Here is a 23,235-nt window from a genome sequence, read left to right as displayed (position 1 = left end):
AAACAGGAGGTATACAATGAGTAAAGTAAAGCGCCAAATGCATTTGAATCTATTTATACAGGGTATTGGACATCATGAAGCGGCATGGCGCCATCCGAATACGGATCCAGCCAATATGCTCGATATCGATTATTATCAGAAGCTCGCTAAACAGGCCGAAGAGGCCAAATTCGACTCCATCTTTATCGCAGACGGATTGGCAATTAATCCCAACATCGAGTTTGGGCCTTTCAATAACTTTTATGAGCCTTTTACCCTTCTGGCGGCCATTGCGGGAGTCACCGAGCGTATCGGATTAATCGGCACCGCTTCGACGACCTACGAAGAACCTTATCATATTGCCCGAAAATTCGCTTCCTTGGATCATGTCAGTAAGGGGCGGGCCGGATGGAATATCGTAACGACCGGCAATGAGATGTCAGCGAATAATTTTGGTTTGGAGACGCATGTGGAGCATAGTAAACGTTACATTCGCGCCACGGAATTTGTGGAAGTGACAACAAAGCTGTGGGACAGCTGGGAGGATGACGCCTTAGTCGCTGACCGCAAAGCAGGCATCTTCACGGATTCAAGCAAGATACGGGAGATCAATCATACCGGAAACCTATTTAAAGTACGCGGGCCTATCGATATTCCAAGACCGCCGCAAGGCTACCCGGTTCTGGTTCAAGCCGGTTCATCAGAAGACGGAAAGGAGTTTGCCGCGCGGTTCGCTGAGGCAATATACACGGCTCAGGATAATTTGGTGGATGCCCAGCGGTTTTATAGGGATGTCAAAGAAAGAATGTCCAAATTCGGCCGTCAACCGGAACAACTTAAGGTTTTACCGGGGCTGGCACCAATTATCGGCAGTACCGAAGAGGAAGCGCGGGAGAAATTCCAGGAACTGAATGAGCTTGTTGTCCCCCAGTACGGGCTTCATGCCTTATCGAAATACGTGAATGTGGATTTGTTCACTTATGCGCTAGACGGCCCGTTGCCGGAAATGCCAAGTATGGAGAGCATTAATGGGGGAAAGTCCCGGTTTAAAGTTCTGATCGATCTTGCTCAGCGTGAAAATTATACCATTCGGCAACTCCTGCATGCGATTGCTTTTGGGCGCGGGCATGATACCTTTGCCGGGACTCCGGAACAAATCGCCGACCATATGGAAGAATGGTTTTCGAATGAAGGTTGCGATGGTTTTAACTTCTTGCCTCCTCACTTACCCGTTGACTTATCTGAATTCGCCAAGCATGTCGTTCCTATTTTGCAAAAAAGGGGCTTGTTCCGTACGGAATACACTGGGCACACTCTTCGCGATCATTACGGTCTGTCCAGACCGGCTAACCAATTTGTTTCAACCGCGTCAATATCTTGATGAGATGAACGAGAAGTCGCGGAGATGCTCCCCTCAAAGGGAGTTTAAAAGCGGGAAATTCCGAGAAAACATTGACAATCTTGCTTCACAACAAATTGTTATTGAGTCTGCTTCTCTTAACCCTTTTGTTTCAGATGGCTATCAATATGGTTCAACCGTTACTCAGTTTGTACGTGATTGAACTAATAGGAAGTCTTGAGCAAGCGACCGTCTTTTCCGGGTTTGTCTTTGCCGTGAGTGGAATTGCCTCCGTTGTTGCATCTCCGTTCTGGATTAAGCTGGATGAAAGGGAAAGCTACTCAGAGGCAGTGGTCATAGCTGGTGTTCTTATCGTTTACTTAGGTTTATGGATGTGGAAAAGATCTCGCTATGGGAACACAGATGAGGATTGGAAGTGATCGGATGAGTGTGCTGCTTACCGGAGGAACCGGGTTTGTCGGGATCAATATTGCGGAAAAATTAATGAACGAAAAATTGGAAGTGGTTGTTTATGCTTTAAATCCGCTGCTCCGTGAAGCGGAGCGGGTATTTGCGGATTATAAGAACAAGTTTCACTTTATTCAAGGGGATATTTTGGATTCGGATCTTCTAGAAGAAACAATCGAGAAATATAACGTTACTTCGATCATTCATGCGGCGGCCGTTACGCCCGACGCATCCCGGGAGACTAAGAACGGCGAAGCCATAATCAAAATTAATGTCATGGGTACCATCACGGTATTGGAGTTGGCCCGAAAGTATAAAATTGAGAAAATGATTTATTTGAGTTCTGTGTCCGCTTATGGAAACGCTGCATATGAAGGCGATATTCTTATTGAAGACAGCAGCGCTTCAAAGCCGAATACCCTATATGAAATTAGTAAATTTACCGCCGAACGCATCGCAATTCGATACAGGCAATTATTCGGCATGAATATTGCGGCAACCCGAATCGGCGAAGTTTTCGGTGCCTGGGAGTACGATACCGGGATGCGCGATACGTTAAGCGCTCCTTATCAAGCTGTAAAATTGGCGGTGTCAGGCGGGAAAGCGCTATTGCCCCGGGAAGGGAAGAAAACGTGGGTATATGCAAAGGATATCGCTGATGCTATATATGCGCTTCTAGAAACGGGAACTTTTAAGCACGATATGTACCACGTGAGTTCAACCTTTACTTGGTCGCTTAAGGAGTGGTGTGAATTATTAGCTGCCAGATATCCCGGCTTCACCTATGAAATCCTGCGGGAAGATCAAGAGGAGATAGAAGCGAATATTAACTTCTACCACCATATCGATCAATCTCCACTTCAAATCAATCGCCTGGTGGAGGAAACCTCCTTTTCCCCTTCTTATGATTTGAAGCGGTCGTTTGAAGATTATATGGAGTGGGTCGATAAGTACGGCATTTATTTTCATTGATGTATGCCTTGCGCGAGATACCCTTGGACAAGGCAGATGCTAATTTGATTTACTCGGGAGGAAAATAATCATGAAACTTGTCGGCATATCCGGTACGGTTACAGGGACGAAAACATCCATTATCGTGCAGTATGTACTTGATCAGGTCAAAAAGAAATATCCGGACGTGAATGTTGAATATGTGGATCTCAAAACGGTTGATTTGCAATTTTGCGACGGACGTGATCCTCATACCTACTCAGGGAATACGAAAGAGGTAATCGAGCAATTATTATCTGCGGACTTCTTCCTGATCGGAACGCCTATTTTTCGTTCTTCCATGACGGGAGCCCTTAAAAATTTGTTTGATCTTGTTCCTGACGAAGTGTTCCGTAATAAGGTTATCGGGTTTGTGGCAAACGGCGGCACATACCAGCACTATTTAGTAGTTGAAAATCAAGTCAAACCGGTAGCCGGCTATTTTAGAGCCTTTGTTACGCCCAGTTATGTTTATGTCACAAATGAGCATTTTAATAAGGAAAATGAAATTATCGATATCGGCGTTCTTAATAGGCTGGATCTATTGGCGGATGAATTGACTTTGATGCATAAAGGATTAAAGGAACTTCAGGACAGAGAACCCTTGGTGAAATGAGATACAAGAAGCCGTGCTTCGTATAAAGTCCGGCTTCTATTTTATTACTGATTCAAGCCGTTGCCGTTTTCTCATTGAAGTAAACTTTTCATCATCAGCGCAAGCTGAATCCGTAATCCGTTGTTGGATTCTTTTATGTCACGCTGCATTAATTTTTCACATTTGTTTATTCGATAGATGACCGTATTCCGGTGCATAAACAGTTTTCTCGACGCTTCAACGATTGAACAGTGGCTTTCAAGATATACTTTCAATGTTCTTTGAAGCTCTTCGATTTCTTCTTCATCTTCATTAAGCATCTGGTTAAAGGTGGATGTATAGTATTCCCTAATTGTGTCGGAGGGCAGTAAACGTAATAACTCTTCCGTTTCTTTTGTCGTATATTTTCTGATGAACATATCCTTTTTTTGGCTTAAACCCGCTTCAATCGAATCGAAAGCTTCTTTATAGGAGTTATGAACTTGATGAATGAATTCAACAGGTCTGCCGATCCCAAAAGACAAGGCAACGTTATACCGGTTGTACAACCGTTGCTGAACATGCTCAAGTTGAAATGTATGTACAGGCTTCCATACACCGTCATGGAGCGTGATAAGCAACCCATAGAGATCATTCTTATTAAATAAAGTAAATAGAAGTTCTGTTTTACTTAACTCCCGTTTAAGGAGGTCATATATACTGTCATCGTAAATAATGGATGGCTTGCCGCTATACTGGTCTTTGGTTGAATTCACAATCTTCGCCAAAACACAGCAGCAAGGCTTGTCAGCAGCTTTTAAGTACTTTTTCCCTCGGATAAGGATATCATTCTCCGTATTGATTAACCCTTCCATTAAGTCAATAAAAAATTCCGTTTTATATCGCCGAGACCTCTCTTTAACAGCATTCCTTTTCATCCACTCAAATTCAATAATATTAATTGCTTGCTCCAACGCAAGGGTCTGTGAAGCGGTGTGATGAACAACATCGTTTTTCGGTAAGGTTCGGATAGTCACCAAAAACACACTCTTTGATATAGTTTCAATTCTATGAAATTCAACTTCTAGTTTCATGTGGGGAAGTTCAGAAGCCAATAAACACAATTCTCCCAGAATCATTGAATCTTCTGTCATCCCATTAAATATTGTAAGAATTTCTTGAACGATGTAGTGGTTTTTATTGGCTGTCAATGATTTTGACATTGCTATAAAGTCGTTATATTCCTCAAACAAGAGAATATGACAAGCAAGAATCTCGGAAAGTGTATTACATATTTGCGCTAATCCTTTTCCTTTCATAATCATGTGAGAGAACTGTTTATGCATGTCTAATGCATAGCGCAATTCTTTTGTTTGTTTTTCGAGAACTAGATCCAGGGATTGATTTAAAACCTCCCCCAAGGAATGTTCAAGTGGAAGTTCGATAATGGGAAAGTTTAAATGATCGGCAACGGCCAGTGCCTCAGCTGGAATCTCCTGAAGAAATCTTTTGGCTTTAAAAAATAAACCAGCCCCACCGTTATTCGCTATTTTTTCAATAATATATACCAATTCTTGCGGATTCTCTTTCACAGCGTATGCATTTGTAAGCAAGAGCTGACCTTTTGTAATGAAATTTACAATATCGGGGGCATCCATAATATTTACGGATGTTACGGTCCTTGTTAAACCATTTTGGCCGGCGACTACCTTTGCCCTTTGAAAAATATCATGTTGTAAAAGCTCACATATATTCATTTAAAATCACCCGCTTCTAATAAGAAATTACACTATAAGTACATTTATGTTACATCAAACGTATAGATAGTACAATATATTGGGCTGAATTTAAGACAATTTGACCAAAGAACATATTGAAATAAGCTGATATAATGTAATAAAACATAACATATATGTTAAGGGAGTGTCAGTCTGGTCACTAAAAGATAGTTAAAAAAAGGCACAAAGGATGGTGGTGAGGCATGAGCTTACATGTCAATCGCGTACACAAGCGTTACGATAGCAAGCAAGTCCTGAATAACATAAGTTTTACGGTGGAAGCACACGAGTTTGTTTGTATTCTGGGACATAGCGGTTGCGGCAAATCTACCTTGCTGAACTTGATTGCCGGTTACTTACAAGCGGATGAAGGAAACATTGAATTTAATCGTGCTCCGATTAAAGGGCCCGCTAAATCACGTGGTGTCGTGTTTCAGGAGCATGCTCTTTTTCCTTGGTATACCGTAATGGAGAATATCTCTTTCGGACCTGAAGTACAGGGAGTTCCGAAAAGTAAAGCCAGAGAGAATGCCCGTAACTATTTGAAGCTGATTGGTTTGGAGCAATACGCGGACCATTATCCTCATCAGCTGTCTGGAGGAATGAAGCAGAGAGTGGGAATCGCAAGAGCATTAGCCGGGGAACCCGAGGTTCTCCTCATGGATGAGCCCTTCGGAGCGCTTGATATCTTGACCAGGGAGACGATGCAAAGGGAACTGTTGAAGATTTGGATGGAACTACGTCCGATGGTCATTTTCATTACCCATAGTATTAGTGAAGCGATTTACTTGGCAGACAAAATTATTGTGATGAAGGATGGAGGAATTTCGGAAATGTACAAGCTTACGATGGCACGTCCCCGTTCGAAACATGATCCCGAATTTATTCGACTTCAGGAAGAGATTGAAGCTTTGCTGATTGATGAAGGCGCACATGTATAAGTGGAAAGGAGGAGCAAAGATGGAAGATGCTCAAAACGTTGCAGGAACAGTTCTTGGAAATATCACTTTAAAGAAAGCGAAGAAAAGATCTGGAAAAACTTCACCCCTGATTAAGATTCTACCTGTCCTTTCCTTTTTTGCTATATGGGAATTGATCAGCAGGACCAATGAAAAGATTGAAATGTTCAATCCGATTTTTTTACCGGCTCCGACCGTTATTCTTCAGGAAGCATTGGCCCTGGCACAATCCGGTATTCTGATAGAAAGTATAATCAGCAGCACAACGCGCATGGTTATAGGATTTGTGATCGGTTGTTTAATAGCTGTCACCCTTGCAGTATTTATGAGCCGAATAGCCGTACTGGAACTTTGGATCGGACAAGTGATCAATCTGACGACTCCTGTACCGGCCATTGCCATTCTCCCGATGATTATTATCTGGTTCGGGATCGGCGAATTCCCCAAGATTTTGCTGATTGTTTGGACAACCTTCGCGCCGGTGCTCGCTTATACCTTGGATGGTTTGAAGAATGTCAATCCGTTATTAATCCGTTCTGCGAAAAGCCTGGGGGCTTCTGAACGCCAAATCTTCTTTCGAGTGACATGGCCGTCGGCGGTGCCTTTCATTTTCGTTGGAGCCCAGGTCAGTTTGGGACTCGCGTTCTCTTCATTAATCGTTGCAGAAATGATGGGGGCAAGTTCGGGATTAGGCTACATTATCGTTGACGCCCGAAATTACTTCAGGTTGAGCAGCATGTTCGTAGCTATTGTTGTCATCGGCTTGGAATACAGTCTGCTGTCCTTATTGCTCAAACTACTTGAGAGGAGGTTTGTTGCTTGGAGACAGAACGGCGTCCGCAGTGCGATTGAAAAATAAGCAGTACAAATTAAACCAAAGAAAGCAGGAGAGAGACTATGAAAAAACACATTAACAAATGGACTTTGACGATCATATTGATTGCTATTTTCACCTTATTAGCCGCCTGTGGCTCAACGGGCTCCAATACGGAGACCTCTTCCGGTTCCGATGCAGGCACAGCCTCAAATAATGAGGAAGAGTTTGTGGAAGTTCCTATTGTAGGGGTGCGGGATGCGCAAATTTCTTCGCAGCTGATTATTGCGGATAAAATGGGGTTTTTCACGGAACAGGGATTGAAACCGGCGATTAAATTAATAGAAAGCGGACCCGATATCAACGGGATGATTGCCGGCGGCAGCGCTCCAATCAGTTTTACCGGTAACCAGCCTGCCGCTATTTTATCCTCTAACGGAATTGATGTTAAAGTTGTTACTCCACTGGCGCAAATAGCAGGTACACAAGCCATCGTCGGCGGAAAAAACTTGAAATTGACTTCAGCTAAAGATTTGGAAGGTAAGACCATCGGGATTCCAAGCGGAGCCGATGTCATTATGGCGATTCAGAAAATGGCCAAAGAACTGAATGTCGACTTCAGCAAAATTAAATTTGTTAATTTGGCACCTAGTGATGCGGTAGTTGCATTGGAAAGAGGCGATATTGACGCAATGGCTTGTTGGGAGCCATTCGTAACTAAAGCGATTAACCAAGGGGGATCCTTCTTGTTTAGCGGTACGAAGAGCGAATTGCCGGGCAAGCAAGGCGATGTGGATTGGATGAGCGTCCACTCTGCAATGCTCGTAACGGGTGACTATTTGGACAAGAATGCTGAAACCGTCAAAAAGCTTATCACAGGATTGAAGAAAGCGACGGATTACATCAACAATAATCGTGAAGAAGCTATAAAAGTTCTCGCTCCGGAACTGCATGTGACGGAAGCGGAACTCACGGAGATCATGAACAGAAACGCGTACAGTATGGAAGTTGACGAGAGTTACATAAACGGCAGCAACGGTAAGGAAGTCATGGATTATTTTCTGGAAATCGGAAATATCAAGAAAGTTCCTGCGTATGACAACTACAACGACTTTAGTTTATTGAAAGAAGTCGAACCAAGCCTGGTGAAAAATTAAACAAACCAATCAGCAAGCCCTGTAGTCTGTGTTTGCAGGGCTTGCATCTGAATGAAGGATCGGACGGTGAAAGGCTTGAAAAAAGGAATACACGATGTTCCGTTCATATCATCATGGATGCCGGAGAACTTTTTCGGATATGCCAAAGCGGCCGGCTTTGACGGAGTGGAGCTTAATGTTCTGGAAGAGACCGGTTATTTGAACATTAACGGTACAATCCGCGAGGCCAAACGTATACATGCTGCCGGTACAAATTACGGCTTGGAAATCCATTCCCTTTCCACGAATCTGCATAATCAATATATCCTGTCATCCGGCGACCGAAATATAAGAGACAGGGGCCAAGACATCGCATTAAAGATGATCGAATATGCGGCAGAAATCGGCGCTAAGGTCGTACAAATTGTACCCGGGGCCATTACAAGGGATACTTGTTACAGTGAAGCGTATCAGCATGCTCAACAATCATTGTCAAGGCTCGGAGCAGAGGCAAAAGCAGCCAATATCATACTGGGTGTTGAGAATATATGCAATCGTTTTTTGCCCAGCCCAAAAGAATTTATGAGATTTCTCGAAGAAATCGACCACCCATCCGTCCAAGCGTATTTGGATATCGGTAACGCGATGGCAACCGGCTATCCGGAACATTGGATTCCTTTGATGGGAAAACGGATCGTGAACATTCATGTGAAGGACTATCGAAATTCCGCCGGAGAGTTTGTTTCTCCTTTAGCCGGAGACGTGCAATGGCCGGGCATCATGGAGGCACTGCGTAAGGTGGATTATCAAGGATATATGATGACGACACCGCCTCGGTACGCTTTCTGTTCCGAGCGCCTGATGGAATCATGCTCCAGTGATTTAAGCGCAATTCTAAAATTATAACTTACAAGCTTAGACAGGATGGTGAATCGTGTGAGGACAATTATAAAGAACGGTACCATAGTGACCGCGCAGGAAGTGTTTCAGGCGGACCTTCTTATTGAAGGTGAGAAAATCGTTTCCATTAGTCAAAAAATTATTCCTGATTTAGATGATCGTATTATCGATGCGTCAGGTCAATATGTATTTCCAGGCGGCATTGATGTCCACACACATTTGGCAAACACGGAGAAAAATGATTTTGAATCAGGTACGATTGCGGCAGCGGCCGGGGGAACTACCTGCGTGATTAACATGACGACCCCTGAAATAGGGCAGTCTGTGACGGCTTATTTGGAGGATTGGAAGGAAAAGTCCGCAGAATCCGTAATTGATTACAGTAATCATTTCATCATTTCGGGTACGGGATATAACGATGATATTTTGGATGAAATCCCCGTCTTGGCGGAACAGGGGATCACATCCTTGAAAATATTTATGGCATACAAGGGCCAGACCATGATCAATGATCCTGAAATATACAAGGTCATGAAAAAAGCGGCCGAACTAGATTTGACTGTAGCGATTCATGCGGAGAACGGCGATATTATCGAAGAAATGATTAATGAACACGTTGAACAAGGGAAAACCGATCCGATCTATCATGCAAAAACGCGGCCGCCGGAAATGGAGGCCGAAGCGGTTGCCCGGGCAGCCGCGATCGCAGAGGTTACCGGAGCAAAAATCTATATTGTTCATCTAAGCTGTGACGCTGCTTTGAAGGAAGCCATACATGCCAAGCAGAGGGGGATCGATATTACGGTCGAAACTTGTCCCCAATACCTAGTATTGGATGAGGAATATTTGACTCTGCCGGATTTTGAAGGCGGTAAATATGTTTGCTCTCCGCCCCTTCGGGAGAGATGGAACCAGGAGTCGCTTTGGAGGGGCATCCGAGACGGGGTGATCACCGTAGTCGGTTCCGATCACTGTTCCTATGATTTTCAAGGGCAAAAAACGATCGGCAGGCGTAATTTTGCCGAGATACCGAACGGAGTTCCCGGCATTGAAGATCGTTTCCTGATTGTCTATCAATCCGGAGTTGTGGAGGGTCGAATCTCATTGCAAAAATTCGTAGAGATCATGTGTACGAAACCGGCTGAGGTATTCGGACTCTCCTCCAAAGGATCCATTTCCGTTGGAAAGGATGCCGACCTGGTTCTCTTGGATCCAAATCGTGAAAGGACGATTACCAAAGAACATCAGAAACAGGCCAATGATTACAATCTATATGAAGGCATGAAAGTGAACGGCTCGATTACCCATGTTTTTTCCCGTGGCGAGATGATTGTGAGAGCCGGTGAATTCACAGGGACCAAGAAGCGCGGTCGATTTATAAAAAGAACCGCAAAGGCAGGGATTTAGTATGATAGGCGCAAAAAGGGAAGTCGCGGTGGTAACCGGAGGCTCTAAGGGAATAGGGAAAGCCATAGTACAGCTACTAGCCGATAAGGGTTATGCTGTCGCCATATTAGATATATTGGACGGCCAGGAACTTGCTGAACAAATTAATGCCAAAGGCGGAGATGCCCTGTTTGTCCATACCGACGTTTCCTCGGAAAGCCAAGTTGTTCATGCGGCAGAGTTGATCCGCAAAACACTCGGTAAGCCTACCGTATTGGTCAATAATGCTGCGATTTACCCGCGCTGTCCAATCCTTGGAATGACGCTTGAATTGTGGGATCAAGTACTTTCCGTGAATCTGACGGGTACGTTTCTTTGCAGTAAAATTTTCGCCATAGATATGATAGATGAAAGCAAAGGAGTAATCGTCAATATCTCCTCAGAGCGAGGGTTGGACGGAAAGAAGAATGCGGCTCACTACTCCGTTTCCAAAGCAGGAATGATTTCACTCATGAAAACAATGGTACTGGAGTGGTCTCCGGACATCCGGATTAATACCATACTCCCCGGAGTTACGGATACCGATCAGGCAAGAGGAGCAGGGATTTCCGATGATGAGCTGTATGCGCAAGGAGAATCCATTCCTTTGAAAAGAATCGGGACTCCGGAGGATGTTGCGGGAGTCGTAGGCTTCCTTATTGGAAAAGAAGCGGAATATATTACCGGCCAATGTATTTGTGTGAACGGTGGAGCCATGATGCATTAATTCACTTCTTTAAAATCAAGGAGGAACAACTAGCATGATTCATATTGCCATGGTCGGATGCGGGCGAATTTCCCAAGTTCACGCGGAAGCCGCAAAATCATTTGCCGATCTTAAAATAACAACTTGCTGTGATGTGAATGAAGACCATGCAAAGAGATGGTCGGAAACGTACGGTTGTAGCTCCTATTACACGGACTTGAAGGAAATGTTAATTCGGGAAAAGCCGGAAGCTGTGATTATAGCTACTTGGCCAACCTTGCATCTCGAGCAGATACGTACTTGTTTATCTTTTGGCGTGAAGAACATTTTATGTGAAAAATCGCTGGCTATGACCGGGGCAGAGGCCTATGAAATCTGGAAAATGGTTCAAGAGGCAGATGCGTTTCTAATGGAAGGATTTATGTTCCGGCATCACCCTGCCATACGTAAGCTGGAGAAAATATTATCAGACCCGGATCTCGGTGAGGTTGATCATGTCCGCGCCGTATTCAGTGATTTTGATCCTGAACTGCCTTCTTCCGCTGACGAGTCGCGCGTTTGGCGCCAGCGTAAGGAGTGCGGAGGCGGAGTTCCATACGATTATACCTGCTATACGGTGAATGCCTGCAATCATTTTACCGGAGGAATTCCGATTCGCGTCTATGCAACCGGGGGAATTAGCGAAAAATACGGCACGGTCAACCGTATTATCGGAACCATCGAATACGATAACGGCAAAACCGGTATTATTGAAAGCAGCAAGAAGGCTTGCTCAAGCATGGAGCTGCAAATTACCTGCGCAAACGGCATTTTAAATTTACCCATTGCGTTTCGCCATTTTGAAGGGGAGACGATTCAACAATATCGAATGAAAAGCTGGGGCTATCGATTGACGGATACATACACCATTGAAAAAGCGGATTCGTTTGCGATTCAACTTCGCAATTTTGCAGATGTCATGCTGGGCAGGGCGAAACCGATCCTCCCATTGCGCCAGTCGGTGATCAATGTGTATACCCTGGAGGCTTTAGTCAAGAGTGTATTGGAGGAGCGTGTGGTTCAAATCGAGCTTCCAACTATGGAGGTGCAATCCGTTGATTAATAAGACGAGGCTTTGGAGTAGGATTATGGATGTCGCACAAATCGGCAAACAAGCATCGGGAGGTGTGTCCAGAACCTCCTTTTCTAAAGAAGATCGCGATGTGAAAGACCTTGTTTCGGGATTTATGAAAGAAGCCGGGTTGTCTGTTTATGAGGATGCGGCAGGGAATCTGATTGGTCGTAAGGAGGGATTGAATCGCATGTCCCCCGTTGTGATGACAGGTTCCCACCTGGATACCGTGTATAACGGCGGGAATTTTGACGGAGTGCTCGGCGTGTTGGGCGGCATAGAGGCTCTGCACACGATGAATGAGCAGGGAGTTCAAACCAAGTACCCAATTGAGGTTGTTGCCTTCACCGATGAGGATTCCGCAAGGTTTCGATTTGGTTTGATCGGAAGCAGAGCCATGACGGGTACGCTGTACCCTGCAGATCTTGAACATGTAGATCAAGACGGCATCTCGATTGCGGAAGCGATGAGGCAAGCGGGGTTTGATCCGGAAGGGCTTGGCCGGGCGGCACGAACATCTGACATGGTTAAGGCTTTTGTGGAATTGCATATCGAACAGGGAAAAGTTTTGGAGGGAAGAGGACTCTCCGTCGGAATAGTCGATGGGATCTGCAGTCAAATGTTTGACCGGTTCATTATAGAAGGCGAAGCCGGACATGCCGGTACGGTTCCCATGGCAGATCGCAAAGATCCGTTGATGGCCATGTCTGAAATCATTTTGGCGATCGAGAACGCAGCCCGGAAGGAAGGAGTGCTGGCTACCATCGGCCGTATTGGGGCATTTCCCGGCGGCATCAACATTATTCCTGGCAGAGTGGAGTTTTCCCTGGATATTCGCAGCTTGGGAGATGAAGGGAGAGACGCCTTCGAGAAGAATGTTGTAGCGCTGGCTCAACAAATTTGTAACAATCGGGGAGTTAAATTGACCGTGGAGAGCAAGAACAAGAACTCCGGGGCGATATGCGATTCAGGAATTAAAGAAGCGATCGAAGAAGCGTGCGGGAAGCTGAGCTTGGAAGCATTCACTTTAACCAGTGGGGCCGGACATGATGCCATGCGGCTGGCTTTAATTTGTCCGGTCGGCATGATCTTTGTTCGCTCCCGGAACGGTATCAGTCATACGCCGGAAGAGTACAGTTCTCCCGAGGATTGCTGTGATGGGGCAAATGTTCTTTATCATACGCTCCTCCAAATGTCGGAATCCATTCAGAACGGAGAGGTGTCTTATGGATCGTTTTATCATCTCAGCCATGGGAAAACCGATTAATTATTTTCCCCAATATTTGGCTTCGGAGCTTGGTTATTTTAAAGATGTCGACTTGGATGTTCAGGTTAGTGAACCGGGAACATGGTCGCAGGCGATGGATGACCTCGCCAAGGGGCAAGTTCATGCCGCCATCAACGGCATATGGCTGCCAGCCTTGTACCGAAATCGGATTTACGATTTTTATGGATTCGCCCAAACCTCCGCCCGCTGTCCGATGGTGCTGGTTTCGCGGGAACCGGTTGATGATTTTTCTTGGCAAATGCTCTTGGATAGAGTCGTTCCCATCGTTGTGGGGAAGGGACTTAGCGGATTGCCCGGATACTTGTTTCTAGCCGGAGCTTTCAAACGTTCCAGCCATGACTATAACAGGGTTCGTTTCATCCATGATCTCGAAGCGGAGATGGCGATCCGACTTTTTACAAGTGGCATGGGGGAATATATCGCTGCAGATCCGGTTACGGCGGCATCTTTGATCCATAAAGGCTTAGGTTATCATGCTGCCAACCTGGCGGAGATCGGTGAAAGAATTCCATGGAGTGTCTATTTTACGACCTCTGATAGGTTGAATCAAGAGGATGGAAAAATGAATAGATTTACATTGGCCCTTCATCGGGCAATGGATTGGATCAGAGAAAATGATCTTTCGCAAGTTGAGGAAACTATCCGAAACCAGTATTCCATGTACCCCTTTAATCACGTTATGAAATCTCTGCAATTGTACAAAGCCTGCGGGATGTGGGAATCGGCAGGAATTGATGCATCGGCATTGGCAAGTTGGGAAGAAACGATGAAAAACGAAGGGATCATTGACCGGGTGTATGCTTTTACGGAGCTAATCGACCCAAGACCACATGAATTCGTGTCTCAATTTGTTTCCCGCTAATCAATAGACTCCACAGGAAAAGGTTGCGGTTTACTATGACAAGTTCGAAAATAACACTTGCCGCCACAGGAGACTCTTTTATCACTCGGGGTATTCCAAGAGAAGAAGAAGGGTTGAAGGCCGTTCGCGAGTTTTTATTACAATCCGATATCCGTTTTACCAATCTCGAAGTTACCGTGCATAATTTCGATGTGTACCCTTCTGCCAGCAGCGGGGGCACTTGGGCGGCAGCTCGCCCGAGGGTTTTGGAGGATTTGCAATGGCTCGGATTTAACACAATGTCTTTTGCGAATAATCATACCTTGGATTGGTCACATGGCGGACTTCTGCAAACCATTGAACATATGGATCGTCTAGGGATAGTTCATGCGGGAGCAGGGCGAAATCTGGCGGAAGCCTGCCAGCCCCGATATATCGAAACGCCAAATGGAAGGGTGGCCCTGATCGCCTCCAACTCAACCTTCGAGCACTGGCATGCCGCAGGGGAGCAGCGAAAGGATCTGATGGGCAGGCCCGGGCTTAATCCTCTCCGCTTCAAGACCGTTCATCGGTTGAGGAAAGATGATTTCGAAGGGCTGAAGACAATCATGGATCAGACGGACATAAACGCTCCCTATTTGATCAATAAGTTGGAGGGGTTTCAGGGAAGCGAGGAAGCTGCAGCTTTCTCCGTCGGACCCTATTTATTCGAGATCGGGGAACCGGGAACGATTACCAAGATGGATGAACAGGATGCTATGCGAATTGAACAATCGATTCGGGAGGCTGCTAGGCAAGCGGATTTCGTTGTTGTCAGCCATCATGCTCATGAGATGAAAGGCATGGCAAAGGAATTGCCGGCGGACTTTTTGCAGGAGTTTGCCTACCGCTGCATCGATGCGGGAGCAAATGCTTATATTGGTCATGGCCCTCATATTTTAAGAGGAATTGAAATTTATCGCGATACCCCGATTTTTTATAGCTTGGGAGATTTATTCAGGGAAAGTGAATTCGTAGAAAAACAGCCGACCGAATTCTATGATATTTACGGCCTGGGTCCGGAACATGTTCCTATAGATGGATTTGATCAACGAAATCGAACGGCTCTTAACGCATTAGCGGGGAATCGAAAGGTGTACGAATCCGTCATAGCGTTACTAGAGTTTGAACATGGGAAAATAAGTCGCTTGGCGCTTCAGCCTGTAACACTTGGTTTCAATATGCCTCGTGCCCGGCGGGGAAGGCCGCGTTTGGCTTCGGAGCCGGATAGAATCAGAATTCTTCGGGATCTTCAGGAATTATCCGAGTCGTTTGGAACTAAAATTCATTTGGATACCAGCTTGGTAACCATTCACTAGTCCTTATCTTCGTGCAAAAAAACGTTCAGGAGGAAATATGTATGCGCAAAGTAATTCATTCAGATAAAGCCCCTGCTGCAGTAGGGCCCTACTCCCAAGGTATACAGATCGGGAATATGATTTTTGCGTCCGGTCAGCTTCCATTGGACCCCGCCACCGGGAATACACCGGGCGATGATGTAGTTTCGCAAACGGTACAGGCACTGGAAAATTTGAGGGAAGTGCTCGCGGCGGCTGGCGCAGGATTTGAAGATGTTGTTAAAACGACCGTTTACATGCGAGATCTAAACGATTTCGCTGAGGTGAACCGGGTTTACGGAAGTTATTTCAATGAAGAGCCGCCGGCAAGGGTATGCATTGAAATTTCACGTATGCCAAGAGATGTATTGGTTGAGATCGATGCGATAGCGATTCTGTCTGTCACTCATGGTGAAGTGAAATGAGGACGATTATTAAGAATGGAACTGTTGTGACAACGGAAGACACGTTTCGGGCCGATATTCAAATTGATAATGAAAGGATAACGGGTATTTTTCAAGATATTATTCCTTCAGAAGAAGATCGAGTTATTAATGCGGAAGGTCAATTCGTGATGCCTGGCGGCATTGATGTGCATACGCACTTAAATACGCACGATTTCGACAGCGGTACCATAGCCGCCGCAACCGGAGGCACTACAAGTCTGATTAATATGACGCCACTTGAGAAAGGCCAGTCACTTGCCGACTATATGAAAGACTGGAAAACCAGAGCAGCTTCTTCCGTGATCGATTACGGGTTCCACCTTATGATTCCAGGTGATTGCTACAGGGATGATTTATTGGATGAACTTCCCGATTTGGCCGATCAAAGTGGAGTGACTTCAATCAAGCTCTTTTTCGGCATGGCCTATAGAGAAAATGGAGTGGTAAACGACGCGCAGGCCTATAAAGTGATGAAAAAGGCATCTGAACTCGGACTTATGGTCAACGTACATGCCGAGAACGGTCAAGTGATCAACGAAATCGTGGATGATTACTTGCGTCAAGGAAAGGTTGAGCCTATCTACCACGCTTTAAGCCGGCCTACCCAAATGGAAGCTGAAGCGACTGGACGAGCCATTGCGATCGCGGAAATTACCGGCGCTTCGGTATACGTTGTCCATGTCAGTAGTGCGGATGCTTTGGAACAAATTCGGATGGCTCAAAAAAGAGGGGTTCGGGTTTACGGGGAAACTTGCCCGCAATATTTGGTATTTGATGAAAGCTATTTAACGTTGCCCGGTCTGGAAAGTGCTAAATATGTCTGTGTGCCCCCATTACGTCAAAAATGGAACCAGGACGCCCTTTGGACAGGTATTAATGCCGGGGTGCTATCCGTAGTAGGCTCGGATCATTGCCCGTTTAATTTCAAAGGGAAAAAGACCGGAGGCATAGAGAATTTTTCGCAAATTCCGAACGGTGTTCCCGGCATTGAGGATCGTTTTCTGGTGATGTACGAGCAGGGGGTTCACCAAAAACGCATATCCCTTCAAAAGTTTGTAGATATCATGTGTACGAAGCCGGCCAAATTGTTTGGACTGACTAAAAAAGGAGCAATTCAGGTAGGCAGTGATGCGGATATTGTGCTTCTGGATCCCCGGCGATCGAAAATCATAAGTCAAAAAACACAAAAACAGAAGCTCGATTATAACTTATTTGAAGGTATGGAAGTACATGGCGTCATTTCGAATGTGCTATCACGAGGCGAGTTGATTATACAGGAAGAACAATTTATTGGAACAATCGGACGGGGACGATATATACGGAGGTCTGTATAAAGAAATCCTCTAATACAAAATAAAGGAGCTTCGTTATGAAAAAAATCGGATGGATCGGATTGGGTCATATGGGAATCCCGATGGCAACTAATTTGATAAATGCCGGGGTCCCGTTATTTGTCTATAATCGAACGGAAGAAAAAGCGAAAACCTTAGTTGATAAAGGGGCAGTTTATTGCTCAAGTCCTAAGGAAGTAGCAGAACAAGCTGACATCATCTTTACCATGCTGACCGATTCGTCTTCCGTGGAACAAGTTTTTTCGGGCGAGGAAGGCGTTTTTCATGCTTCGACAGAGGGAAAACTGATTGTCGATATGAGTACCATCAGTCCAGAAGATTCAAGGAGATTTGCAGCATTAGCAATTAAAAAAGGGGCGAGCTTTTTAGATGCGCCGGTTTCTGGTTCAATAAAACCCGCACAGGAAGGAAAATTGGTTATATTGGTGGGGGGAAATTCCAGGGATGTTGAGATCTGTCGTTCTTACTTTAATATTCTCGGGAAAACCTTTATTCATTTTGGAGACCATGGTTCCGGCAGCTTTGCAAAGTTGGTCATTAATTCATTATTAGCCATTACCGTGCAGGGGACCTCTGAGGTCCTTTTATTAGCGGAAAAAGGCGGCCTCGATCGGGAACAAGTCTTGCATATGATAGGAGAGTCAGCTGTAGGCACGCCTTTAATTCAAGGAAAGAAAGAACTCTTCTTAAAGGAAGAATTCGTCCCGGCATTTATGCTGAAGTTGATGACCAAGGATCTGGGATTGGCATTGGACGCAGCACGGCAATCACGCATTTCACTCCCGCTTACAGAAACAGCCAAAGTACATTATTCGAAAGCGAATGATAACGGTAAGGGAGATATGGACCTCACAGCGATATTTTTAGAATTACAGGAAAGCAATCGCACATGATGATTTTCTTGCTCCAACCTTGGTGGGGACGATTGTATTCTTCACGCAAATAGGCAAGGAATGGCTTGCTGTTGCAGCAGGTTTAACGGGGAGCACGATTATCGCCGTCTTCGATATTCCATATGAATCCTGTCAGGCGGGCGGGAATATGATCTCTTTTTTCTTGAGCCCGGCAACGGTAGCGTTAGCCATACCGCTTTACAAAGCTGTGAGAGACATTGGAGGTCAAGTGAAGGCAATCATCTCGGGAGTTGCCGGAGGCTCAATATGCGGTTTGGTGTGTGCCGGGTTGATGGTGTGGCTCCTTCATGGAACTTGGCATTCCGGAGCTTACCGGCGTGTTTACAGCGTTTACCGGCCTTCTGGGCAGCATGATTGGTCCGGCTTTGCTGCGTTTTACCGGTATCCGAAGCAATATTGGTATCGGCACCGCTTCATTACCCCTGTGTTATGCAAACCCGTATATTTTTGGCTGCGTTAGGCGGAGAGGATGAACAAAATAGGCTGCTAACTTTTGAAGTTGATGAATAGACTGACAAAAAATGGATATCGTATCGTGTCCATAAAGCAGCTGTTTTATACTTTCAGTCATTGAAACCATCTCAGCCGAGATGGTTTTTCGATTTGTTCGGCCTATTGTGTAAGTTTCGAGTAATTCTGTGAAAATGTTAATCCTACAGGCACAATGAGCTGTGATATAATTTTGCCCAGAAGGTAAGCATTGGGAGTTTACACCAACTTGATGTGCTGGGAGGTACGCATGATCAGAGAAGGCAAGCCGGTTAATAGGCTTATTATCGTAATGGTTTTGGGGTTGCTTCTGCTTTGTATCGGACCGATGTCCATCGTCTCCGCTGGAGAAGCTGCACCTGCGAATGATATAACGATAAAATTAAATGGCGAGATTGTGAAGATGACCGATCCTGCTTTAATGCTGGATGGAAGATTGTATTTGCCTATGTCTCGCATAGCTAAAATATTCGGCGCGAACTCAAGCTGGGATAGTGTCCATGAGGAAGTAACGATACATACGGTATTAGGCGATAAAATTGTTTTGGGTAACGGAGTAACCGTTGTATATTTCAACCAAGACCGCTACCTAATGGATGCGGTTCCGATCTTAACGGACGGCAGGCTGTATGTTCCTCTGCGCCAGTTGTCTGAATTGCTGCATGCTAACATACAATATAATGCAGAAACAGGCGTTGTCGATTTAATAGCAGTGCAACCAGCCGTAATAACGGAAGAGTACGGTTTGGATGAAATCAGCAAGGAATTTGACAGCAGTAAGTCTGAGCTGCTGAAGCGGAATGGACTGGATGGCAACAAAATGATCAAAACGGGAACGAAGCTTAAGGTGATTATTCCTTCGATCTTTAATAAATCAGCTAAACCGTTTACTGAATCGGACCTCATGCTGCTTGCCAAGATTACGATGGTTGAAGCCGGATATGAATCCTATGAAGGACAGCTTGGCTTAGCCAATGTGATATTGAACAGAGTGAAGGATGCAAGCTTTCCAGATACGATACGAGACGTTATTTATTCAGGTAAGCAGTTCCCTCCAGCCCATAACGGGAAGCTTGACAAGAGTAAACCTAATGCAAGCGCTCTGCGCGCCGCCAAGGATGCCTTGAACGGGAAAAATAACGTGGAGAATGCGGTCTATTTTTTCAATCCCAAAGTTTCCAAAGGACCTTTTTGGTCCAGCCTGGATGTCATTACGACGATCGGCAATCATAGTTTTGCAAGATAGAAAAGTCCGTTATGGCCATATGCCATAGCGGGCTTTTTTTTGAATACAGAATGCAATTAGGTGGAGAACCATACCTTTTGATTTGGAAGGCGGCCTTTTTGGTCGGAAAACCAAAAACATAAAGTCGTTATACCGCAAGCGGACGGAGGATGGAATTCGGTAAAATAAAATTGGGCTATCAGACTCATTACGGCGAATGAAAGGGAGAATGCTGCTATGACAGAACTGAAGGTAACTCATCTAACCGTGGAGTACCGCCGTCACCTGCTCGGGACCGATGTTACACACCCGCGCACGAGCTGGCGTCTTGAATCCGACCGTCAAGGGACCGTGCAAAAGGCCTATCGAATCCAGACTGCCGGAGAGAACGGAAATTTCGATGAACCGCTGTGGGATTCAGGGCGCCTGGAGTCGGATAATAACGTCCTGGTTGCGTACGATGGACCTGCACTCTCATCGTGCACCCGTTATCTGTACAGAGTGAAGGCATGGGACAATTTCGGGCGGGAGTCCGAATGGAGCGAGACGATGTGGTGGGAAACGGCTTTCTTCGGCTCGCAGGAATGGAAGGCGCAGTGGATTACGCCTTCTTACGAATCAATCGATCCGCAGGCGGAGCCGGCATTTTTGCTTCGTAAGCCGTTCTCGCTCAAGGGAGCGGATATCGCTTCGGCGCGTATTTATGCAACCGCTGCCGGCGTATACGAGCTTTACCTGAATGGGGAAAAGATAGGAGACGACGAGCTCGCGCCAGGATGGACCAGCTATAAAAGCCGCCAAGCCTACCAGACCTATGATGTGACGACGCAGCTTCAGAAGGGCGACAACGCTATCGGCGTCATGGTGGCCAACGGCTGGTATAAAGGTCGGCTGGGCTGGGAAAACAAGGCCAATCATTACGGCGATCGCCGTGCCGTTCTTGTTCAGCTGCATGTCAGATATAAAGATGGAACCGAAGAGGTGATGGGATCCGATCCAACTTGGAGAGCCTCGACGGGAGCGATACGGTTCTCCGAGATTTACGATGGTGAAACGTACGACGCCCGTATGGAGCAAACCGGGTGGAGCGAACCGGGTTTCGACGATTCGTCGTGGGGCGTTGCCGAACGGCTGGAGCTGCCGCTCAGGCATTTGGTCGCGCAAGAGAATGTTCCGACCCGCGTGACGCAAACGCTGAAACCGCAGGCTATAATCGTTACGCCATCCGGCGATACTCTGCTGGATATGGGCCAGAACATGGTGGGGCGAATCCGCTTAACCGTTACGGCACCGGAGGGAACGGTAATTAAGCTGACCCATGCCGAAGTTTTGGACAAAGATGGCAACTTCTACATGGGCAACATCCGCACTGCCAAACAGCTGGTCACTTTCATCTCCAAAGGCGAAGGAGCTGCAACCTACGCGCCTCATTTTACATTCCAAGGATTCCGATATGTCAAGGTGGAAGGCTACCCGGATCAGGAGAGAGGATTGTCGCCCGACGCTTTTACAGGTGAAGTGATTCATTCCGATATGGAACGGACGGGAACGTTCGAATGCTCGGATGAAATGGTCAATCAGCTGCAGCGGAACATCGTGTGGGGCCAACGGGGCAACTTCCTCGACGTTCCGACGGACTGCCCGCAGCGCGACGAACGCCTCGGCTGGACGGGAGACGCGCAAGTATTCGCAGGGACGGCTTTGTTCAATTACAACGGAGGTCCGTTCTTCACCAAGTGGCTGCGCGATTTGAAGGCGGACCAAAAGGCTGACGGCCAGGTTCCATTTGTCGTGCCGAACATCATTCAGGGGTATTCGTCAGCCGCGTGGGGCGATGCGGCGACAGTGATACCATGGGCTTTGTATACGAGCCTGGCCGACAAGCGAATTCTCGCCGAGCAATACGACAGTATGAAGGGTTGGGTGGATTTCATCCGCTCCCAAGGCGACACCGAGCATATATGGAACACGGGTTTCCATTTCGGAGATTGGTTGGCTTTGGACGCCAAGGAAGGCAGCTATATGGGCGCCACTCCGAACCACATGGTAACGGCGGCATATTTCACGCTTTCCACGCGAATCGTACGGGATGCCGCCAAAGTGCTTGGCTTCGCAGAGGATGCCGCTTATTACGGGGCGCTGGCGGAGCGAATCGCTGCGGCGTACCGCGATGAATTCATCACGCCGAAGGGAAGGGTCGCCGCCCGAACGCAGACCGCGCATGTGTTGGCCCTCGTTTTTGATTTAGCCGAGCCCAAGGACCGCGCAAGAATCGCGCGGGACCTGAATGACATGATCGTGGACAGCGACTACCATTTGACCACGGGTTTCGTAGGAACGCCTTATCTTTGCTTCGCGTTGTCAGACAATGGATATCACGAAACGGCGGTTAAGCTTCTTCTTCAGAAAACGTATCCTTCCTGGCTCTATTCCGTTTCTAAGGGAGCAACCACGATTTGGGAGCACTGGGATGGGATAAAGCCGGACGGCTCGTTCTGGAGCGACGACATGAATTCCTTCAACCATTACGCTTATGGAGCGGTGGGCGAATGGATGTACCGCAAAGTTGCCGGTCTTTCGCCGGATGCGGAACACCCGGGCTACAAGAAGGTCCGGATCGAGCCCGACTTCACGGGCGGGCGGCTTAGCCACGCCCGGGCGTCTTATGAATCGATGTACGGTACTGTGGAAGCCGGATGGACGTTCCTTGACAGTCAAATCGAAGTCAAGGCCGTCGTTCCGGCGGGTGCAGGCGCGTCGATCCTGCTGCGCGGAGCACATGCGGATGAGGTGAAAGCAAGTGTAAAGGACGAAGGAATCTTGTCCATCACGCAGGAAGCGGAAGGAGTACGGGTGGAAACCGGATCGGGCCGTTACGTGTTCACATTCCCCAGGACGGAGTCTTCTTATCGGACTTACTCTCCCGATATGCGACTAAGTGAAGTCGTCCAATGGGAAACGGCCAAACAAATTCTGGACCGACATGCGCCGGGATTAGCCGAAAATTTGAATCATTTTGCCAACCTGCCTCTCGAGGCGGCGGCCAATGGACCCATGGGCACTGTTATGACAAACGAGCAATACGAGGCCATCAGCCGGGAGCTTTCCCAAATTCGCGAGTAAAG

Annotated in this window: 21 protein-coding genes and 1 pseudogene; 21 read left to right on the top strand and 1 reads right to left on the bottom strand. The window is 46.6% G+C overall.

The genetic code is table 11. The annotated features are described in order from the left end of the window. Positions 1-16 precede the first annotated feature (16 nt). From ACO9K6_RS14150 to ACO9K6_RS14135, 4 genes are all read left to right on the top strand, one after another. Positions 17-1,360, top strand: coding sequence for an LLM class flavin-dependent oxidoreductase (locus tag ACO9K6_RS14150; RefSeq protein ID WP_424768213.1), 1,344 nt, complete (start codon positions 17-19; stop codon positions 1,358-1,360). 146 nt (positions 1,361-1,506) lie between these two features. Beyond that, positions 1,507-1,758 carry a hypothetical protein gene (locus tag ACO9K6_RS14145; RefSeq protein WP_424768212.1) on the top strand — a complete coding sequence of 84 codons (252 nt, stop codon included), beginning with the start codon at positions 1,507-1,509 and terminating at the stop codon, positions 1,756-1,758. Continuing rightward, positions 1,742-2,758 (top strand): NAD-dependent epimerase/dehydratase family protein, encoded by a 1,017-nt coding sequence (locus ACO9K6_RS14140; protein ID WP_424768211.1) that lies wholly within the window; start codon positions 1,742-1,744, stop codon positions 2,756-2,758. Before ACO9K6_RS14145 ends, ACO9K6_RS14140 begins: the two co-directional genes overlap by 17 nt. A gap of 70 nt (positions 2,759-2,828) precedes the next feature. After that, positions 2,829-3,392: an NADPH-dependent FMN reductase gene (locus ACO9K6_RS14135; RefSeq protein ID WP_424768210.1), complete on the top strand. Its 564-nt coding sequence runs from the start codon at positions 2,829-2,831 to the stop codon at positions 3,390-3,392. A gap of 71 nt (positions 3,393-3,463) precedes the next feature. On the opposite strand, the gene ACO9K6_RS14130 is transcribed toward ACO9K6_RS14135, so the two are convergent. Continuing rightward, positions 3,464-5,107, bottom strand: a complete 1,644-nt coding sequence (locus tag ACO9K6_RS14130; protein ID WP_424768209.1) for a PucR family transcriptional regulator — start codon at positions 5,105-5,107, stop codon at positions 3,464-3,466. Positions 5,108-5,331: 224 nt separating this feature from the next. On the opposite strand from ACO9K6_RS14130, the gene ACO9K6_RS14125 reads away from it, so the two are divergent. The 17 genes and pseudogenes from ACO9K6_RS14125 (at position 5,332) to ACO9K6_RS14045 (ending at position 23,233) form a co-directional block, all read left to right on the top strand. Continuing rightward, on the top strand, positions 5,332-6,069 hold the full coding sequence (locus ACO9K6_RS14125) for an ABC transporter ATP-binding protein (RefSeq protein ID WP_424768208.1): 738 nt from the start codon (positions 5,332-5,334) through the stop codon (positions 6,067-6,069). A gap of 19 nt (positions 6,070-6,088) precedes the next feature. Continuing rightward, the gene (locus tag ACO9K6_RS14120; RefSeq protein WP_424768207.1) at positions 6,089-6,946 is read left to right on the top strand and encodes an ABC transporter permease; all 858 of its coding nucleotides are present in this window, start codon (positions 6,089-6,091) and stop codon (positions 6,944-6,946) included. 38 nt (positions 6,947-6,984) lie between these two features. Continuing rightward, complete coding sequence (locus ACO9K6_RS14115; protein ID WP_424768206.1) at positions 6,985-8,058, top strand: ABC transporter substrate-binding protein; 1,074 nt, start codon at positions 6,985-6,987, stop codon at positions 8,056-8,058. Positions 8,059-8,109: 51 nt separating this feature from the next. Continuing rightward, positions 8,110-8,943: a sugar phosphate isomerase/epimerase family protein gene (locus ACO9K6_RS14110; RefSeq protein ID WP_424768205.1), complete on the top strand. Its 834-nt coding sequence runs from the start codon at positions 8,110-8,112 to the stop codon at positions 8,941-8,943. A gap of 30 nt (positions 8,944-8,973) precedes the next feature. Next, positions 8,974-10,344, top strand: coding sequence for a dihydropyrimidinase (gene hydA, locus ACO9K6_RS14105; RefSeq protein ID WP_424768204.1), 1,371 nt, complete (start codon positions 8,974-8,976; stop codon positions 10,342-10,344). 1 nt (position 10,345) lies between these two features. Further along, positions 10,346-11,089 (top strand): SDR family NAD(P)-dependent oxidoreductase, encoded by a 744-nt coding sequence (locus ACO9K6_RS14100; RefSeq protein WP_424768203.1) that lies wholly within the window; start codon positions 10,346-10,348, stop codon positions 11,087-11,089. A 34-nt stretch (positions 11,090-11,123) separates the two neighbouring features. Beyond that, the gene (locus ACO9K6_RS14095; RefSeq protein ID WP_424768202.1) at positions 11,124-12,170 is read left to right on the top strand and encodes a Gfo/Idh/MocA family protein; all 1,047 of its coding nucleotides are present in this window, start codon (positions 11,124-11,126) and stop codon (positions 12,168-12,170) included. Then, positions 12,163-13,446 (top strand): Zn-dependent hydrolase, encoded by a 1,284-nt coding sequence (locus ACO9K6_RS14090; protein ID WP_424768201.1) that lies wholly within the window; start codon positions 12,163-12,165, stop codon positions 13,444-13,446. The genes ACO9K6_RS14095 and ACO9K6_RS14090 overlap by 8 nt, the downstream gene beginning before the upstream one ends. Next, positions 13,406-14,329, top strand: a complete 924-nt coding sequence (locus tag ACO9K6_RS14085; protein ID WP_424768200.1) for an ABC transporter substrate-binding protein — start codon at positions 13,406-13,408, stop codon at positions 14,327-14,329. The genes ACO9K6_RS14090 and ACO9K6_RS14085 overlap by 41 nt, the downstream gene beginning before the upstream one ends. A gap of 35 nt (positions 14,330-14,364) precedes the next feature. Continuing rightward, positions 14,365-15,666, top strand: coding sequence for a CapA family protein (locus ACO9K6_RS14080; protein WP_424768199.1), 1,302 nt, complete (start codon positions 14,365-14,367; stop codon positions 15,664-15,666). Between the two features lie 41 nt (positions 15,667-15,707). Then, a complete protein-coding gene (locus ACO9K6_RS14075) occupies positions 15,708-16,109 on the top strand; it encodes a RidA family protein (protein ID WP_424768198.1) in 402 nt (133 codons plus the stop codon). Continuing rightward, entirely contained in the window at positions 16,106-17,464 is a 1,359-nt protein-coding gene (gene hydA / locus ACO9K6_RS14070; RefSeq protein ID WP_424768197.1) for a dihydropyrimidinase, read from the top strand. The genes ACO9K6_RS14075 and hydA (ACO9K6_RS14070) overlap by 4 nt, the downstream gene beginning before the upstream one ends. Positions 17,465-17,499: 35 nt before the next feature. Then, positions 17,500-18,375 carry an NAD(P)-dependent oxidoreductase gene (locus tag ACO9K6_RS14065; protein WP_424768196.1) on the top strand — a complete coding sequence of 292 codons (876 nt, stop codon included), beginning with the start codon at positions 17,500-17,502 and terminating at the stop codon, positions 18,373-18,375. Between the two features lie 22 nt (positions 18,376-18,397). Further along, positions 18,398-18,676 (top strand): annotated as a pseudogene (locus ACO9K6_RS14060) (LrgB family protein); the annotation flags it as partial. 7 nt (positions 18,677-18,683) lie between these two features. Beyond that, a complete protein-coding gene (locus ACO9K6_RS14055; RefSeq protein ID WP_424768195.1) occupies positions 18,684-18,869 on the top strand; it encodes an LrgB family protein in 186 nt (61 codons plus the stop codon). A gap of 266 nt (positions 18,870-19,135) precedes the next feature. Further along, positions 19,136-20,131: a cell wall hydrolase gene (locus tag ACO9K6_RS14050; protein ID WP_424768194.1), complete on the top strand. Its 996-nt coding sequence runs from the start codon at positions 19,136-19,138 to the stop codon at positions 20,129-20,131. Positions 20,132-20,347: 216 nt separating this feature from the next. After that, the gene (locus ACO9K6_RS14045; protein WP_424768193.1) at positions 20,348-23,233 is read left to right on the top strand and encodes a family 78 glycoside hydrolase catalytic domain; all 2,886 of its coding nucleotides are present in this window, start codon (positions 20,348-20,350) and stop codon (positions 23,231-23,233) included. Positions 23,234-23,235 lie beyond the last annotated feature (2 nt).

The organism is Paenibacillus praedii (assembly GCF_049725345.1).
GTDB lineage: Bacteria > Bacillota > Bacilli > Paenibacillales > Paenibacillaceae > Pristimantibacillus.
Note: the sequence above shows the minus strand (reverse complement) of the source record. Positions and strands in the feature narration are given on the sequence as shown.

Coding starts and splice junctions, on each gene's coding strand:
- ACO9K6_RS14150 (WP_424768213.1), top strand. CDS start 17: ATGAGTAAAGTAAAGCGCCAAATGCATTTGAATCTATTTATACAGGGT.
- ACO9K6_RS14145 (WP_424768212.1), top strand. CDS start 1,507: ATGGTTCAACCGTTACTCAGTTTGTACGTGATTGAACTAATAGGAAGT.
- ACO9K6_RS14140 (WP_424768211.1), top strand. CDS start 1,742: ATGAGGATTGGAAGTGATCGGATGAGTGTGCTGCTTACCGGAGGAACC.
- ACO9K6_RS14135 (WP_424768210.1), top strand. CDS start 2,829: ATGAAACTTGTCGGCATATCCGGTACGGTTACAGGGACGAAAACATCC.
- ACO9K6_RS14130 (WP_424768209.1), bottom strand. CDS start 5,107: ATGAATATATGTGAGCTTTTACAACATGATATTTTTCAAAGGGCAAAG.
- ACO9K6_RS14125 (WP_424768208.1), top strand. CDS start 5,332: ATGAGCTTACATGTCAATCGCGTACACAAGCGTTACGATAGCAAGCAA.
- ACO9K6_RS14120 (WP_424768207.1), top strand. CDS start 6,089: ATGGAAGATGCTCAAAACGTTGCAGGAACAGTTCTTGGAAATATCACT.
- ACO9K6_RS14115 (WP_424768206.1), top strand. CDS start 6,985: ATGAAAAAACACATTAACAAATGGACTTTGACGATCATATTGATTGCT.
- ACO9K6_RS14110 (WP_424768205.1), top strand. CDS start 8,110: ATGAAGGATCGGACGGTGAAAGGCTTGAAAAAAGGAATACACGATGTT.
- ACO9K6_RS14100 (WP_424768203.1), top strand. CDS start 10,346: ATGATAGGCGCAAAAAGGGAAGTCGCGGTGGTAACCGGAGGCTCTAAG.
- ACO9K6_RS14095 (WP_424768202.1), top strand. CDS start 11,124: ATGATTCATATTGCCATGGTCGGATGCGGGCGAATTTCCCAAGTTCAC.
- ACO9K6_RS14085 (WP_424768200.1), top strand. CDS start 13,406: ATGGATCGTTTTATCATCTCAGCCATGGGAAAACCGATTAATTATTTT.
- ACO9K6_RS14080 (WP_424768199.1), top strand. CDS start 14,365: ATGACAAGTTCGAAAATAACACTTGCCGCCACAGGAGACTCTTTTATC.
- ACO9K6_RS14075 (WP_424768198.1), top strand. CDS start 15,708: ATGCGCAAAGTAATTCATTCAGATAAAGCCCCTGCTGCAGTAGGGCCC.
- hydA (WP_424768197.1), top strand. CDS start 16,106: ATGAGGACGATTATTAAGAATGGAACTGTTGTGACAACGGAAGACACG.
- ACO9K6_RS14065 (WP_424768196.1), top strand. CDS start 17,500: ATGAAAAAAATCGGATGGATCGGATTGGGTCATATGGGAATCCCGATG.
- ACO9K6_RS14055 (WP_424768195.1), top strand. CDS start 18,684: ATGGAACTTGGCATTCCGGAGCTTACCGGCGTGTTTACAGCGTTTACC.
- ACO9K6_RS14050 (WP_424768194.1), top strand. CDS start 19,136: ATGATCAGAGAAGGCAAGCCGGTTAATAGGCTTATTATCGTAATGGTT.
- ACO9K6_RS14045 (WP_424768193.1), top strand. CDS start 20,348: ATGACAGAACTGAAGGTAACTCATCTAACCGTGGAGTACCGCCGTCAC.